At 46.5% G+C, this 15,464-nt stretch carries 14 protein-coding genes; 11 read left to right on the top strand and 3 right to left on the bottom strand.

The genetic code is table 11. The features are described 5' to 3' along the window. Positions 1-235: 235 nt before the first annotated feature. The 4 genes from gltB (at position 236) to BUR42_RS20925 (ending at position 8,044) form a co-directional block, all read left to right on the top strand. Positions 236-4,771 carry a glutamate synthase large subunit gene (gene gltB, locus BUR42_RS20910; protein ID WP_074243123.1) on the top strand — a complete coding sequence of 1,512 codons (4,536 nt, stop codon included), beginning with the start codon at positions 236-238 and terminating at the stop codon, positions 4,769-4,771. 33 nt (positions 4,772-4,804) lie between these two features. Then, positions 4,805-6,280 carry a glutamate synthase subunit beta gene (locus tag BUR42_RS20915; RefSeq protein ID WP_074241555.1) on the top strand — a complete coding sequence of 492 codons (1,476 nt, stop codon included), beginning with the start codon at positions 4,805-4,807 and terminating at the stop codon, positions 6,278-6,280. A 355-nt stretch (positions 6,281-6,635) separates the two neighbouring features. Next, complete coding sequence (ypfJ, locus tag BUR42_RS20920) at positions 6,636-7,484, top strand: KPN_02809 family neutral zinc metallopeptidase (protein ID WP_074241556.1); 849 nt, start codon at positions 6,636-6,638, stop codon at positions 7,482-7,484. A gap of 5 nt (positions 7,485-7,489) precedes the next feature. Then, positions 7,490-8,044, top strand: a complete 555-nt coding sequence (locus BUR42_RS20925) for a putative glycolipid-binding domain-containing protein (RefSeq protein WP_074241557.1) — start codon at positions 7,490-7,492, stop codon at positions 8,042-8,044. On the opposite strand, the gene BUR42_RS20930 is transcribed toward BUR42_RS20925, so the two are convergent. Then, positions 8,045-9,112 carry a lipase family protein gene (locus BUR42_RS20930; RefSeq protein ID WP_074241558.1) on the bottom strand — a complete coding sequence of 356 codons (1,068 nt, stop codon included), beginning with the start codon at positions 9,110-9,112 and terminating at the stop codon, positions 8,045-8,047. An 81-nt stretch (positions 9,113-9,193) separates the two neighbouring features. Here BUR42_RS20930 and BUR42_RS20935 point away from each other — a divergent pair, with 81 nt between their 5' ends. The 6 genes from BUR42_RS20935 to BUR42_RS20960 all read left to right on the top strand — a co-directional run bounded on the left by BUR42_RS20935 (position 9,194) and on the right by BUR42_RS20960 (position 12,830). Further along, positions 9,194-9,691: a GNAT family N-acetyltransferase gene (locus BUR42_RS20935; protein WP_074241559.1), complete on the top strand. Its 498-nt coding sequence runs from the start codon at positions 9,194-9,196 to the stop codon at positions 9,689-9,691. Beyond that, entirely contained in the window at positions 9,688-10,050 is a 363-nt protein-coding gene (locus BUR42_RS20940; protein WP_074241560.1) for a septal ring lytic transglycosylase RlpA family protein, read from the top strand. Before BUR42_RS20935 ends, BUR42_RS20940 begins: the two co-directional genes overlap by 4 nt. Positions 10,051-10,107: 57 nt before the next feature. Beyond that, positions 10,108-10,638: a hypothetical protein gene (locus BUR42_RS20945; RefSeq protein WP_074241561.1), complete on the top strand. Its 531-nt coding sequence runs from the start codon at positions 10,108-10,110 to the stop codon at positions 10,636-10,638. 131 nt (positions 10,639-10,769) lie between these two features. Beyond that, positions 10,770-12,038, top strand: coding sequence for a DUF3472 domain-containing protein (locus tag BUR42_RS20950; RefSeq protein ID WP_074241562.1), 1,269 nt, complete (start codon positions 10,770-10,772; stop codon positions 12,036-12,038). A gap of 165 nt (positions 12,039-12,203) precedes the next feature. After that, positions 12,204-12,623 (top strand): hypothetical protein, encoded by a 420-nt coding sequence (locus BUR42_RS20955; RefSeq protein WP_074241563.1) that lies wholly within the window; start codon positions 12,204-12,206, stop codon positions 12,621-12,623. 6 nt (positions 12,624-12,629) lie between these two features. Further along, the gene (locus BUR42_RS20960) at positions 12,630-12,830 is read left to right on the top strand and encodes a helix-turn-helix transcriptional regulator (protein ID WP_074241564.1); all 201 of its coding nucleotides are present in this window, start codon (positions 12,630-12,632) and stop codon (positions 12,828-12,830) included. Between the two features lie 71 nt (positions 12,831-12,901). Here BUR42_RS20960 and BUR42_RS20965 read toward each other — a convergent pair whose 3' ends face one another. Next, complete coding sequence (locus BUR42_RS20965) at positions 12,902-13,624, bottom strand: hypothetical protein (RefSeq protein WP_074241565.1); 723 nt, start codon at positions 13,622-13,624, stop codon at positions 12,902-12,904. Between the two features lie 275 nt (positions 13,625-13,899). On the opposite strand from BUR42_RS20965, the gene corA reads away from it, so the two are divergent. Beyond that, complete coding sequence (gene corA, locus BUR42_RS20970; RefSeq protein ID WP_074243124.1) at positions 13,900-14,928, top strand: magnesium/cobalt transporter CorA; 1,029 nt, start codon at positions 13,900-13,902, stop codon at positions 14,926-14,928. Here the strand turns inward: corA and BUR42_RS20975 are convergent, their stop codons facing one another. Next, on the bottom strand, positions 14,929-15,432 hold the full coding sequence (locus BUR42_RS20975) for a DUF2480 family protein (RefSeq protein ID WP_074241566.1): 504 nt from the start codon (positions 15,430-15,432) through the stop codon (positions 14,929-14,931). It abuts the gene before it with no gap. Positions 15,433-15,464 lie beyond the last annotated feature (32 nt).

Consider the following 15,464-nt stretch of genomic DNA (forward strand, 5'->3'; position numbering starts at 1 on the left):
GCCCGGAATGGGTTCCAGAGGCCGTTCATTTTTTAATATTATCAAATGAAGAGCGGGGGTTTTTTAATGTTTTCAAAATTTTAGCCCTTTAATAGAACTTTCTATAAAAAATACCGCATTCCTTTAGTATCTTTAAACCGTTCCCAAAGCAATTACGGTACCAATGCCCGGGGGTTTGCTCCTTCAGGGAGGAGTGTATCTGGTATCTGGTATAAAAGGAAAAAATCTAAAGCTAATGAGTAATGTGAGCCAAGAGCTGGGTTTGTATCGTTCTGAATTTGAGCATGATGCCTGCGGTACGGGCTTTACCGCCCATATTAAAGGAAGAAAGTCACATTCGATCATTCGTGATGCGTTAGGCATGCTGGAATGCATGGAACATCGCGGAGCAAGTGGTTGCGAACGTACTACTGGTGACGGTGCCGGCATTCTTATCCAGATGCCGCATGAGTTTTTATATGATGAGTGCCTGAAACTGGGCATCCGCCTCCCCGCCAATGGTAAATATGGTGTGGGAATGGTTTTCTTTCCAAAAGAACAACGCTGGCGCGATGAGTGCCGCGAGATCATACAACGCTGCGCTGATAAATTAGGTCTTAATGTACTCGGTTACCGCCTTGTGCCTGTTCGTCCGGACGGGATAGGGGAAACCGCATTGTCTGTTGAGCCACAGATCGAACAACTGTTCATCACTTCCGCTACTGATCTGGCAGACAATGACGAGTTTGAACGCAAACTGTTCGTACTCCGTAATTATATTACCAAAACGGTTCGCAATTCCATTCCGAAAGATAAAGCGGAGATCTATTTCGCTTCTCTCTCTTCCCGCACGGTTGTATATAAAGGCCAGCTGACCACTTACCAGGTAGGCCATTATTATACTGACCTGCGCGATGAAAGGATGGTTTCTGCATTCGGGCTTATCCACAGCCGTTTTGCCACCAATACTTTCCCCAGCTGGAAACTGGCTCACCCATTCCGCTTCATTGCACACAATGGAGAGATCAATACGCTGAAAGGTAACCTCAACTGGTTACGTGCAGGCGAAAACAGCTTCGCTACCAAATACTTCACACCGGAAGAAATGGAAATGCTGTCCCCCATCGTAGATGAAGGTCAGTCAGACTCCGCCTGCCTGGATAACGTGATAGAACTGCTGAACCTTACCGGCCGCTCTTTACCCCATGTGATGATGATGCTGATCCCGGAAGCATGGGACGGTAATAATGATATGGACCCGGTGAAGAAAGCATTCTATGAATATCATGCTTCCCTGATGGAACCATGGGATGGCCCGGCTTCAATTTCTTTCACAGACGGAAAGATCATTGGCGCAACTTTGGACCGTAATGGTCTCCGCCCTTCCCGGTTTGTGGTAACAAAAGATGATCGTGTGATCATGGCTTCTGAAGCAGGTGTTCTCCCTATCGATCCAAAAAATGTAAAAGAAAAAGGCCGCCTGCAACCAGGTAAAATGTTTGTGGTGGATATGGAACAAGGCCGCATCATCGGTGATGAGGAACTGAAACAATCCATCTGCTCCCAGCAACCTTACGCAGAATGGCTGAACAAATACAAGATCCGCATTGACGAACTGCCTGAACCACGTGTAACTTTCACGCACCTGGAACAAGAGCAGATCTTCAAATATCAGCGTGCATTCGGATACTCCACGGAAGACCTGGAAACCATCATCGCACCAATGGCCCTCGATGGTAAAGAACCGGTTGGCTCCATGGGAACCGATGTGCCTTTAGCTGTACTAAGCGATCAGCCGCAACACCTCACCAGTTATTTCAAACAACTGTTTGCACAGGTAACCAACCCTCCTATCGATCCGATCAGGGAAAGGCTGGTAATGTCTCTCGCAACCTTCCTTGGCAACAACGGAAACCTGCTGGACGAAAATCCTTTGCACTGCCACAGTGTTGCACTGCCGCACCCCATCCTGAACAACTACGACCTGGAAAAGATCCGCAGTATCGATACCGGTATCTTCCAGGCCAAAACTTTACATACTTACTTTAAAGCAGATGGCAAACCAGGTTCTCTGGAAAAAGGCCTCGCCCGTTTATGCCGTTATGCAGTAGATGCAGTGGACGATGGTTTTGAAGTGATCATCCTTTCTGACCGCGCCATTGACTCTGAACATGCTGCGATCCCTTCCCTGCTGGCACTTTCAGCTGTACACCACCACCTTATCCGTAAAGGATACCGTGGCCAGGTTGGGCTGGTGGTAGAAGCCGGCGATGTTTGGGAAGTACATCACTTTGCATGTTTGCTCGGGTTCGGCGCCACAGCCATCAATCCATACCTCGCATTGAGCACCATCCGCGATATGCGCCTGGCCGGTAAAATGCAGACGGACCTGGATGTGGATAAACTGAAAAAGAATTACATCAAGGCGGTTTGTGAAGGGCTGTTGAAAGTGTTCTCCAAGATGGGCATCTCTACCCTGCAATCTTACCAGGGTGCGCAGATCTTTGAAATACTCGGTATCAACAAATCCGTTGTAGATAAATATTTCTCCGGTGCTGTTTCCCGTATCCAGGGAATGGGCCTGGATGAGCTGGCAAAAGAAACACTGGCGAAACACTGGATCGGTTATGGCCGTAAAGAAACGCCGGTTCAACGACTCAATTCCGGTGGTGTGTATCAGTGGAAACGGAAAGGTGAGTTCCACCTCTTCAATCCTACTACCATTCACCTGCTGCAGTATTCAACAAGACTGAACGACTATAACGTTTTCAAAAAATACTCCAAGGCAGTAAACGACCAGATGGAAAAGGCGGCAACGCTCAGGGGCCTGTTTACCTTCAAACGTAACCGCAACCCTGTTCCGCTGGAAGAAGTAGAACCTGCTGAGTCTATCCTGAAACGCTTTGCCACAGGGGCAATGAGCTTTGGCTCCATCAGCCACGAAGCGCACTCCACACTGGCTATTGCTATGAACCGTATTGGTGCAAAAAGTAATACCGGAGAGGGCGGTGAAGATGAAATGCGTTATGAGATAGCAGCTAATGGAGATAATATGCGCTCTGCCATTAAGCAGGTAGCTTCTGCACGTTTTGGTGTAACCAGCTACTATCTTACGAATGCAGACGAATTGCAGATCAAGATGGCACAGGGTGCTAAACCCGGAGAAGGTGGTCAGCTGCCAGGTCATAAAGTAGATGAATGGATCGCAAAGGTTCGTCACGCTACTCCTGGTGTAGGTTTGATCTCTCCGCCTCCGCATCACGATATCTATTCTATCGAGGACCTGGCGCAACTGATCTTTGATCTGAAGAATGCTAACCGCGCAGCAAGGATCAGCGTGAAGCTGGTTTCCAAAGCTGGTGTGGGAACTATCGCAGCAGGTGTGGCAAAAGCACATGCGGATGTGATCCTCGTTTCCGGCTACGATGGCGGAACAGGTGCTTCTCCGATCAGTTCTATCAAACATGCCGGTTTACCCTGGGAACTGGGCCTGGCAGAAACACATCAAACACTTGTTCGTAATAAACTCCGCAGCCGTGTAACCGTTCAAACGGATGGCCAGCTGAAAACCGGAAGGGACATCGCTATCGCTACCTTACTGGGAGCGGAAGAATGGGGTGTTGCCACAGCCGCACTGGTTGTAGAAGGCTGTATCATGATGCGGAAATGCCACCTGAATACCTGCCCTGTTGGGGTAGCTACCCAGGATCCTGAACTGCGGAAACGCTTTGAAGGAAATGCACAGCACGTGGTGAACTTCTTCCACTTCCTGGTGGCAGAGTTACGTGAGATCATGGCAGAGCTTGGTTTCCGTAAAGTAGAGGAAATGGTGGGCCAGGTAGAAGTATTAAAAGTTCGCGAAAACGTAACACATTGGAAACACAAGAACCTGGATCTTTCTCCGATCTTGTATCGCGAACCCGCTTCTGCCGATACCGGTCTTTACAAACAGGAAGAACAGGACCATGGCATTTCTGAGGTGCTGGACTGGCAATTGCTGAAAGCATCTAAAGCTGCGCTGGAGAATAAAACCCGCGTATTCGGAAAATACGCCGTAAGGAATACAGATCGTACGATCGGTACCATCCTGTCCAACGAAATATCAAAAATATACAAAAGCGAAGGCTTACCGGAAGATACGATCCATTTCAAATTCACCGGTTCTGCAGGTCAGAGTTTTGGTGCATTCAATACAAAAGGCGTAACGCTGGAACTGGAAGGTGAAGCAAACGATTACTTTGGTAAAGGTTTATCCGGCGCCAAGCTGATCCTCTATCCTTCTAATGAAGCTGGCTTTAAAGCAGAAGAAAACATCATTGCCGGTAACGTGGCGTTGTATGGTTCTACTTCCGGAGAAGCTTACATCCGCGGTAAAGCTGGTGAAAGGTTCTGTGTAAGGAATTCCGGCGCAACAGTGGTGGTGGAAGGAACAGGAGACCATGGTTGTGAATACATGACTGGTGGCCGCGCAGTGATCCTGGGAGAAACAGGCCGCAACTTTGGTGCAGGTATGAGTGGAGGTCTTGCATTTATATATGATGTGAAGAATGTGTTTGCCAGCCGTTGCAACCTGGATATGATCGACCTGGACCCATTGAGCGAAGAGGATGCAGCACAACTGCACGACCTGATCACCAAACACCATGCCTATACGAACAGTACAGTGGCCAAGTTTATCCTGAAAGACTGGGAGAACCAATTGCGCCACTTCGTGAAAGTATTCCCGAAAGAATACAAGGCAGCATTGAAACATGCCGAACAAAAAGGCATAAAGAGCAATGCAAAAAAGTAGGAACCAAATTTTAACAAGAGACTAAGCAGAGATATGGGTAAACCAACAGGATTTCTGGAATTTACACGGGAACTTCCCGGAAAGGCTGATCCGAAAGGAAGGGTAAAACACTACAATGAATTTGTAGAACGTTTCCCCGAGCCAAAGCTGAATGAGCAGGCTGCGCGTTGCATGAACTGTGGTGTTCCCTTTTGCCATAGCGGATGCCCGCTGGGTAATGTGATCCCGGAGTTTAATGATGCGGTATACAGAAAAGACTGGCAGGAAGCGCTGGACATCTTATCATCTACCAATAACTTCCCGGAATTCACCGGCCGTATTTGTCCGGCCCCCTGTGAAAGCGCCTGCGTTTTGGGAATCAACCAACCGCCGGTAGCCATCGAGGAAATTGAAAGGCACATCATTGAAATAGGATTTGATAAAGGACTGATTAAAGCCAAAGTACCACGTGTACGTACCGGCAAAAAAGTTGCCGTGATCGGTTCAGGTCCAGCCGGCCTGGCTGCTGCCGCACAACTGAACTCTGCCGGCCACCATGTGACCGTATTTGAAAGGGATGATAAACCAGGCGGATTGCTCCGTTACGGTATCCCGGACTTCAAGCTGGAAAAATGGGTGATAGATCGCAGGATCACTTTGATGGAAGAAGAAGGAATTGTGTTTCAATGCAATGCAAACGTAGGCGTGAACGTTAGTGTGAATGATCTGCAGCGTGAATACAATGCAATCGTGCTGGCAGGTGGTTCTACCATCCCCCGCGACCTCGCTATCCCGGGCCGTGAATTGAAAGGTGTGCATTTTGCGATGGACTTCCTGAAGCAACAAAACAAACGCGTAAGCAAATTACCTGTAGAAGGTGAAGATATTTTTGCCACTGGTAAAAATGTGGTGGTGATAGGTGGTGGCGATACCGGTTCGGATTGTGTAGGAACTTCCAACCGCCATGGTGCTATCAGCATCACACAATTAGAATTATTACCAAAGCCTCCCGGAGAGCGTACACCTTATATGCCATGGCCTACTTATCCCATGGTGTTGAAAACTTCTTCTTCTCATGATGAAGGAGCAGACCGTCAATGGGCAATTGCCACAAAAGCATTTGTGGGTGATGATAAAGGCAACCTGAAAGGTTTGCTGCTGGTAGATCTGCAATGGTCTCTCGGCACAGACGGCAGACCGGCAAGGTTCACAGAAGTACCAGGTTCAGAAAGAGAAGTTCCCTGCGAACTGGCATTACTGGCAATGGGCTTTATTCAACCGCAGCATACAGGTATGCTGGATGACCTGGGTGTGGAAACAGACGATCGTGGAAATGTGAAGGCATCCGAAAAAGCGTATGAAACCTCTGTTGCTAAAGTATTTGCTGCCGGCGATATGCGCCGTGGCCAGTCTTTGGTAGTGTGGGCGATCAGCGAAGGACGTGAATGTGCCCGCAAAGTGGACGAGTTCCTGATGGGTTCTTCACAACTGGAAAGCAAAGATCATTCTTTGATGTTCATGTCCTTATAAAAAAGAATTTTTTAAGTTTTCTCATAAGCAGGTTTAGATTTTGTTGTAACCTTCAGCCGGGCCGGATTTTCATCCGGCCTTTTGCTTTTTAAAAGCATTAAAAATCAGTACAGGTAGAAACCCGCAACCGAAATAGCTACCAACCCTGCTATGGGACAACATCCATAACAAAGACAAAAAATCCGACAACAAAATCTTTATGTAAACCGGGCTAACTGACGTAACGAATATAGGCAGGATGGAGAAAGTTACCATCGTTCAGTTTATTCATTTTGCCCCCGGGTGTTAACTCCTGAAAGAGGTACGCGAACAGTCCTTTTATTTCTTAAATTTATCTAACTAAATCCATTCTCATATGCGTTGGCAAGGACGTCGCGAAAGCGGAAATGTAGAAGATCGCCGTGGCTCATCCCGTGGCGGGCTTATCGCCGGAGGCGGCATCGGTACTATTGTTATTGCTGTTATCATCTACTTCCTTGGCGGGGATCCCTCCCAGGTAATGGACCTCCAGCAACAACAAGCCCCCAGCCAGGGCCAGCTTTCCCCACAGCAGGAAGCTGCGGAAAAAGAAGCGGCCAGCTTTGTAAAAGTGGTATTGGCAGACACAGAGGATGTGTGGAACAAGCTCTTTTCCGAAATGAACCAGCAGTACCAGGAACCAACCCTGGTAATGTTCACCGGCGTGGTGGAATCTGCCTGTGGTAATGCCAGCAGCGCATCCGGCCCATTCTATTGCCCTGCAGACCGGAAAGTATATATCGACCTTTCTTTTTACGATGAACTGAAAGATAAACTGAACGCCCCGGGAGACTTTGCCATGGCTTACGTGATTGCCCATGAAGTGGGTCATCATGTGCAAAACCTCCTCGGCATCTCTGAAAAAGTGCAACGCGCACGCGCCCAGCTCAGCGAAACGGAGTACAATAAGCTCTCCGTAAAACTGGAACTGCAGGCGGATTTCTTTGCAGGCGTTTGGGCTAATCACGCCCAGAAAATGCAAAACATCCTGGAACCCGGCGATATTGAAGAAGCCCTCAATGCCGCCAACGCTATTGGAGACGATCGCCTTCAGAAACAATCCCGCGGAGTAGTAGTACCGGATGCCTTCACACATGGCACCTCAGCCCAAAGGATGTACTGGTTCAAAAAAGGTTTCGAAACCGGCGATGTACGCCAGGGTGATACTTTTAACAGTAATCAATAGACAGTATGAAAAAGCAAGTAGTCTGGAAAGGACTGTTCCAGCAAATGATGGAGTATTGCAATGTGGAAACAACGGAAACCGATATACGAATAGACGGAACGATTGTTGGTTTTGGAGAAGATACACCGTTCTCCATTTCTTATGATATTATCACAGACCGCCTCTGGCAGGTAAGTGCGCTGGAAATGGCCGTGGAAAAAGCCGGAGAATATTCCTGGATCTCCCTTCAGCGGGATCCCGATGGCAAATGGACCCAAAGCGGCCATGCACGCCCGGAATGGGCACAGTGTATTGACATAGATATTTCATTAACCCCGTTCACCAATACCCTTCCCATCAAAAGGCTCCAGCTGGAACCTAATGACCGCAAGGAAATAGACGTTCTCTACATCAATATTTTCAAAGACGAGATCAAACCATTAAAACAATGGTACACCAAGCTCAGCGAGGAAAAATATCTTTTTGAAGGTGTTGTAAAAGACTTCAAAGCTGAGATAGAAATAGATGAAGACGGGTTAGTTACAGATTACCCGGAACTCTTTTCCCGCATTCAGTCCTAGCTAAAGAGCGTACTGTCTTTTCAGTATAAAAAGGTACTGTTCCGGCAGATGGTTGATGAATACATTTTTACCATCGAAAGGATACTTCTTATGATATGCCTCATCCGGCATCAGCACAACCGGCGAACCTGCCGTCATGTAATTATTGCTATACACATAGGCCGGTTGTTGAAGTTGCGGCAATTGTTTCCTGGATATTTTATACACAAAGTTACCCAGGTATTTCCGGTAGCGGCGAACAGAACGGTTAGTTGCGCGGGTGAGTTTATTATACACCATCTTTCCATAAAGCCGCACAAAGAATTTCTGTTTTTTCAAAGTACCCGGTATATCTATAAACGGATTCACAGGATTAAAGTCTGTTACCCGTTGTAAGGACAAAGGCGTTTCCGGAACCCAGTCCGCACCGTTCACAACCCTGAATCCCCAGCCATCCCTCGTAATGAAATCAAAATCATACGCATAATAAAGGTTCCCAGGTTTTGGTGCGGCACTGCAATACGTTTTGTATTTGATATCCTTTGGCATGCCCGGTAAATATTCAAGATAAGAGCGGGTTAAAAAAGCAATGGCCCCTCCCTGGCTATGACCCATGATCATAAATTCCCTTGCCCCGGCATTATACTGCTCTTTGATATGGGCAACAATATCCGGCGCTAAAAATCCCAGGGACACCGTCCAGCCTACATGCACATACGGAGCAGCACTATCTTTCGCCAGCTTATAATCAAATCGTGTGCTGTCCGTTAATTGCAGGGAACCCGTTGCCGGGATCATTGCGGCGTAGAAGTTGGCCAGCCAGCTTTCTGTTTTTCCAATGGTGCCACGGATATTGATCACAATCACACCATCGTTCCGTTTCCATAAGAACCAGCGGTTATAAAAACCTACTTCGGGAGAAGTATAGAGGAGTTGATAATTATCCGGATGTTTATCCATACTGCTATCTCCTCTTTCCGGAAGGCTAAGCAGGTCGTGGTATTCTTTGGGGTCAAAGCCGGGTTTCAGTTGTTGTGCCTGTAGCGGTAAATAGATGCAGGCCAGTAATCCGAAAATTAAACCGCGCATGTTTTATTTTTTTTATAAACATAACAAAAAGAAAGAAGCAATGTTGATATCCTTTAATTTGCAGTACTAACTATAGGCAACATGTTAACTATCACCAAAGCAACACCGGACCAGATCCATATTATCCAGGAGATCGCATATATCACCTGGCCGGAAACATTTGGAAAGATCCTCTCCAAAGAACAGATCACCTACATGCTTGGCATGATGTATGACGATGCATCGCTAAGAAGCCAGATCACGGAACGTGGTCACGTTTTCCTGCTTGCAAATGTGGATGGTGTATTCGGTGGTTTCGCTTCCTACGAATTGAATTACAAAAGCGGATCAACAGCAAAATTGCACAAGATCTATATCAGGCCGGACATGCAGGGTAAAAACATAGGTAAAGTGCTCATGACGGAGGTGGCAGACATTGCACGGAAGGCGGGAATGCAATATCTTACCCTCAACGTGAACCGCGGAAATAATGCAGTCGGTTTCTATCAACGTTATGGTTTTGAAAAGATCGGCGAAGAAGATATCGATATCGGGAACGGCTATTTTATGAACGACGCTATTATGCAGATGACCTTATGATACAACGCTATTACATTTGGCTGATCGCCATCCTGTGTTTTACCACATCCTGTGCCCGCAAAATAACGGAAAGCGGAAAAGCCTCTTACTACGCAGATAAGTTCCAGGGCCGTAAAACTGCCAACGGTGAAACATTCAAACAACAACGGATGACCGCTGCGCATCCAACACTCCCCTTCGGCACCAAAGTAAAGGTTACCAATCTGAACAATGGCCGCAGTGTAAAAGTGCGGGTGAACGACAGAGGCCCTTTTGTTGCCGGCCGCATCATCGACCTTTCCAAAAAAGCAGCCCGCAAACTAGGCATGCTCCAAACCGGGGTCGCCAATGTAAAGCTGAAATACAAGAAGAAACGATAGCACATCTTTCTGGTATCGTTTTTTCGTCATATATTCGGGTAATTGATGTGTTGACATATGGATACCTGGTTTACCCTACCTACCGTTTCCGATGAACGCCCGCAGATGAATAACCTTCCCGCTTACCCGGATTTCACCGTAACACTTTCCCGTGACGATTGGAGGCAGGCAGAATTCATTAACATCAGCAAGTTATGCGCTGTTGGTGAAGAGGTGGACGAGATCAAAGACATCTGGATCAATCACAGCAAAGAATCCGCAGAAGGTATACGCTTGTTTCATCAATTGCATATCCGTAAGCAGATCGGCGCTGCTGAGCTATTCATCCCTCTCTTTGAACTCAAAGCATTACTTCGTAGTGATTCCCTTGGCAGTATAGCTTTTGATCAGCAACCCGGCTTCGTGAAAAACGGATTTGCATTAACTACCGCAGCCAGCTGCTACTATGGCCTGGAAGAAAATGGAGTAGTAAAATACCTGTGCATGCACCACAGCCTGCCACCTGCAGAACGGGAAATTTCCCGCATCATCAGATCCTTCTCCCTCATTTTCGTGAATTGGTACAGCTGTAATATCCAAACGCCCTGAGATAAGCAACCACCTCATACTCATTGGTATCCCTGACAATACCCATATTGCGCTTTCCCGCTCTTTCAGCCAATTGTCAATTTTCCGAAGCACATTTGCATCTGCGCCTCCCGTCTGTTTTATTTGTATATATGAATAAGCAACGCTACTCTCTCTTAACGCTGGCATGCCTGGCCATCGCAAACCTGTCCTTTGCACAAAAGGCACAGAACGCACCGGTTACTTTACCCGGTTTTACCGCCTACGCCGTTCCCGAAGAAAATGGTGTGGATATCTCCGGAAGAAATGGTGTGGTAAAATGGACGGACAGTACCAACGCTGTGAACTTTTATTTCCACACATCACATCCCGGTTCTCTGAAACTCGCGCTGCAAGCCAAAAGCGATGCCCCCGCAAAGATCAGGGTAACCCTTAATGGTGTAGAAAAAATAATTTCCATTCCTAACGGTACAGACTACACGAGCATACCGGTACTGCAAACAAAACTGAAGGACACGGGCTTTTATACCATCAGCCTGAAAGGCCTGGAAAAACAAGGCGCTGTATATGCGGATGTAAAAAGTGTTACCCTGGAAGGCTCTGCCACAAAGGATATCCAGTTCAATCCAAAATCCTGGCGCCGTTCCGCATCTGTCCATTTAGGATATACGGTGCCAGACGATAAAAAAGTAGAATGGTTCTACGGTGAGATCACTGTTCCTGAAGGACAAGATAAACTCGGCACCTATTTTATGTCCTGCGGATTTCACCGCGGTTATTTTGGAATGCAGGTGAACGGCCCGCAGGAAAGAAGGATCATCTTTTCCGTTTGGGATTCCGGCAAAGAGCCGGATAGCCGCGATAAGGTAAAGTATGAAGACCAGGTAACGCTGACGGCAAAAGGAGATAGTGTGGTGGCATCCGGTTTTGGCGGAGAAGGTACCGGTGGCCACAGCCATTGGGTTTACAATTGGAAAGCCGGTGAAACTTACCGTTTCCTCATGCACGCCGTACCATTCGGAACCAACACACAATACACCGCATATTTTTATGTGCCGGAGCATAAGGAGTGGAAACTGATCGCCAGTTTCCGTGCGCCGAAAGATGGAAAATACATGGGCCACCTCTATTCTTTCCTGGAAAATTTCAGTTTTGAGAACGGCTACCTCCACCGCAAAGGATATTTCGGCAACCATTGGGTGAAAACCAATACCGGAGAATGGATAGAGTTAACCAAAGCCCGCTTCACCAATGATGCCACCGCAAAGGCAAAAGACAGGTTGGATTTTGGCGGTGGGTCTGAAAATGGTATGTTCTACCTCTGGACCGCGGGTTTCATTCCCGCGAATGCCAAGCTGGGAGATATTTTCGAGCGGCCCGCATTAGGAAAACATCCTGAAATAGACCTGCCTAAATTCTGATACAACCACCATTAAAATATAAGCGCCCGGTTCATCCGGGCGTTTTTTTTTTGCGCCTGATTACCCGTAAGTTAGCCGTAGATTTTGTCAAGTTAGCCATTCTTTGTGTAAAATATATTTTACATTTTGTAAAACATCCCTATCTTTGGTAAAAATATTTCCGCCATGAAATCAAAGTTTCTCTTACCTCACCTGTATAAAAAGATCGGCTGGTCTATCACCATTCCTTTCCTTATAATTGGCATCCTCCTTTTCCCCCTGGGAGACGTTTTTTTTAAAAATGCTACCTGGCTCACCTTTCTCGATAATTTTCCCGGCCAGTATACGGATGAAATAATTGCTGCCGGTTTGATCATGGGCATGTTGCTCGTAGCGTTCAGCAAGGAAAAGGTTGAGGACGAATATATCAACAAGGTACGGTTGGAATCTCTCCAGATCTCGGTGCTGATCAATTACCTGTTGCTCATCATTTGCATACTTTTGATCTATGATGTGGAATTCCTATCGGTGATGACATACAACATGTTCACCATTCTGCTTCTTTTCATCATCCGGTTTAATTTTATAATTTACCGCAACAAGTAACGTCTTATGAAGAACAGCATCAAAGTGGAACGCGCCAGAAAGAACCTCACGCAGGATGAACTGGCCAGGCTGGTAGGCGTTTCCAGGCAAACCATCAATACCATCGAATCCAATAAATATGTGCCTTCCACCATTCTGGCCCTGAAAATTTCGAGGGTATTCGAAAAGCCGCTGGAAGAAGTTTTTGAGTTGGAAGAAGGAGATTAGGTAACCAGCAGCTGATCATTATTCAGCCGCCGTTGTGTCACTCACTTCGGCGGTTGGTTTTCAATTCGGTCTTAGTTTTCTTTCCTCGATTGCTCTCCGATCTTCAACGCCGTTTTCGTTTGCGAAATATTCACTACCAGCGGATCCACATATTGCACCACAAATTTTATCCGTGAATTATCATTAAACCCTTTAGTGGTATCCAGCATCCTTTCCGCTTCCATAAAGAGTTCCCGGGTTTGCTCTGATAAATGGCCGTTCAGCTTATCCTGGTAAAATAACCAGATGGCCTTTACTCCTGCCAACGCTTCCTTTGTATCCGCCACACCATTTTCATTCGCCTCAAAATCTTTTACTTTCCCCATTTCCATCGTCATTGCATCAAACAATTGTGCGTCGGTAGACACCAGGGAATCCGTTGCGTTCTTTAAATGTTCAATATGGCTGATCACCTGGATTGTTTCTCTTCTCATCGCCGCGGTATCATCTAAAGTAATATTGTTCCATCCGCTCAAAGCCGTAGCTGTGGCCGGATCAAAGTACGCTGCAAATAATTCCAGTTTCTTGTATGCGGCTCTTGTATCCCTGAATTGTTTTTCTATTTCTGTTTCTTTTTTATGTGCCATCACCGCCTGCAGGAACTGCTGCGATTCTTTTTGCAGTACGCGTAATTGTATACCATACCAGTCAATAGAATGTGCCGCTTCCGAAGACATTTTTTTCGCGCGGTTACCATTGATGATAGAAAAAATTCCGGCGAAGAATGCTACTACAATAAAGATACCTGGGCGCATATGTTTTCATTAAAAGGGATAATTGGATGAAAGGACCTCTCCTCTCCGGAGAGGCCCTTATACTTTTCCAGGGTTAAAAAATAAATTGGATACCCTGAAACTAACACTTCTATGTTATCCCAGTGTTACGAACATTTAATTTAACAAGTACTGTGGCATTCCCCTTGCAGTAAGATTTATCCTATTTTAGCATAAAATCTCCGAGAATGGGCAAGCATGGTTTAATTCCAATTCCTGATGCAATCAATCCTTTCAAAGTAAGGAAACAGCGCCTCATGAACTTCAACCCCGTAACGGCAAGCACTTCCCGCAAAAAAGTGGAAAAGGTGAAGATCACGGTTTTCGAATTCGATGCCCACAGCATTCGGGAAGAAGTGATGGACTCGGTATCCGATTGTTTCAAGTTCCGGGAAACCAAAACCATTAAGTGGATCAATGTGGATGGCGTTCGCCGGGAAGAAGTGGAAAAGATCTGTGAACATTTCCACATCCACTACCTGCTCATGGAGGATATTATGAGTGAAGGCCAGCGCGCCAAAATGGATGAGATAGGAGAAAGCGTTTTCTGCCTCTTGCCCATGATGTATTTTATGGCGGAAAGTTCCACTGTTGATCAGGAACAGGTAAGCCTGGTGCTCGCAAAAAATGTGGTGATCTCTTTCCAGGACGATCCGGACCGGGATGTGTTCAATCCCATCCGGGAAAGGCTCCGCACGGGAGGAACAAAGATCCGGAACTCAGGCGCAGACTATCTTTTATATGCTTTGCTGGATATTATTGTGGATAACTACTTTATGGTGATGGATAGTTTGGGCGAGCGCATAGAAGTATTGGAAGAGATCATCCCACGCCAGCCGAATAACCGTACCCTGGCCCGTATCAATTTTTTACGGAAAGAAATGCTCGTCTTCAAAAGAGGGATCACACCCGTTCGTGAAGTAATGAACGGTTTGATGAAATCGGAGAATGATCTGCTGCAGGAAACTACAGTAAAGTATTTCAAGGATGTATACGATCACATTGTACAGGCAGTAGACCTTTCAGAAAGTTACCGGGAGCTGGTGATGAACCTGCAGGAATTGTATCACGCACAGATGAACCAGAAACTGAACGAGGTGATGAAGGTATTGGCCGTAGTAACAACATTACTGGCCCCACTCACTGTGATCACAGGAATTTACGGAATGAATTTCGATGTAATGCCGGAACTAAGAAGCCCTTACGGTTACTTCATTGTGTTGGCTGTGATGTTATTCATCTTCGTTTCCATGTTGATGATCTTCAGGAAACGGGGTTGGTTTTAATCACTTTTTCTTATAAACCGGTACAGTAGAACAAGGTTCCCCATACATAATACTCTTCGCAACCGGGCGGAGTAAACGCGTGATCTCCACATAAGCAGCTTCGGTAATGGATTTATCCCCACAACCTTTCACCACTACCCGCTGGTCCTGAAATTGCTGAGGATCAATGCTTCCGAGATTTTTCAGGAACAGGGTCTTTTGCACAAAGTCTTCATCCCCAAATGCATAAAACCGCGCAACCGGCTCTAAGTAACTGGCTACCAACATATAAGCCCAGATAGGAACGATTGCGTCCGCGCTGCAGATGATGGCTACATTTTTATCCCGGTACTGTTCCCAGTCCGTGGTGAGCAATCCTGCCCTGAAATCTTTTTCCTTCAGGATCAGCTCCATAAAGAGGTGGTCCTTCAGATCAAACACGGCTGTTTCTCCCTGTGGGTAATAATTTTCCAGATCTATGGTGGTAAGTGCGCTCTGCGCTACTTTGTTAATAATCTCGTCCATGGCCCTTTCTCTTAAATTGTACTGCAAATTTA

It is taken from the genome of Chitinophaga niabensis (assembly GCF_900129465.1).
Lineage (GTDB): Bacteria > Bacteroidota > Bacteroidia > Chitinophagales > Chitinophagaceae > Chitinophaga > Chitinophaga niabensis.

Excerpts from the sequence above, each read along its gene's own strand:
- gltB (WP_074243123.1), top strand. The coding sequence starts at position 236 with ATGAGTAATGTGAGCCAAGAGCTGGGTTTGTATCGTTCTGAATTTGAG.
- BUR42_RS20915 (WP_074241555.1), top strand. The coding sequence starts at position 4,805 with ATGGGTAAACCAACAGGATTTCTGGAATTTACACGGGAACTTCCCGGA.
- ypfJ (WP_074241556.1), top strand. The coding sequence starts at position 6,636 with ATGCGTTGGCAAGGACGTCGCGAAAGCGGAAATGTAGAAGATCGCCGT.
- BUR42_RS20925 (WP_074241557.1), top strand. The coding sequence starts at position 7,490 with ATGAAAAAGCAAGTAGTCTGGAAAGGACTGTTCCAGCAAATGATGGAG.
- BUR42_RS20930 (WP_074241558.1), bottom strand. The coding sequence starts at position 9,112 with ATGCGCGGTTTAATTTTCGGATTACTGGCCTGCATCTATTTACCGCTA.
- BUR42_RS20935 (WP_074241559.1), top strand. The coding sequence starts at position 9,194 with ATGTTAACTATCACCAAAGCAACACCGGACCAGATCCATATTATCCAG.
- BUR42_RS20940 (WP_074241560.1), top strand. The coding sequence starts at position 9,688 with ATGATACAACGCTATTACATTTGGCTGATCGCCATCCTGTGTTTTACC.
- BUR42_RS20945 (WP_074241561.1), top strand. The coding sequence starts at position 10,108 with ATGGATACCTGGTTTACCCTACCTACCGTTTCCGATGAACGCCCGCAG.
- BUR42_RS20950 (WP_074241562.1), top strand. The coding sequence starts at position 10,770 with ATGAATAAGCAACGCTACTCTCTCTTAACGCTGGCATGCCTGGCCATC.
- BUR42_RS20955 (WP_074241563.1), top strand. The coding sequence starts at position 12,204 with ATGAAATCAAAGTTTCTCTTACCTCACCTGTATAAAAAGATCGGCTGG.
- BUR42_RS20960 (WP_074241564.1), top strand. The coding sequence starts at position 12,630 with ATGAAGAACAGCATCAAAGTGGAACGCGCCAGAAAGAACCTCACGCAG.
- BUR42_RS20965 (WP_074241565.1), bottom strand. The coding sequence starts at position 13,624 with ATGCGCCCAGGTATCTTTATTGTAGTAGCATTCTTCGCCGGAATTTTT.
- corA (WP_074243124.1), top strand. The coding sequence starts at position 13,900 with ATGAACTTCAACCCCGTAACGGCAAGCACTTCCCGCAAAAAAGTGGAA.
- BUR42_RS20975 (WP_074241566.1), bottom strand. The coding sequence starts at position 15,432 with ATGGACGAGATTATTAACAAAGTAGCGCAGAGCGCACTTACCACCATA.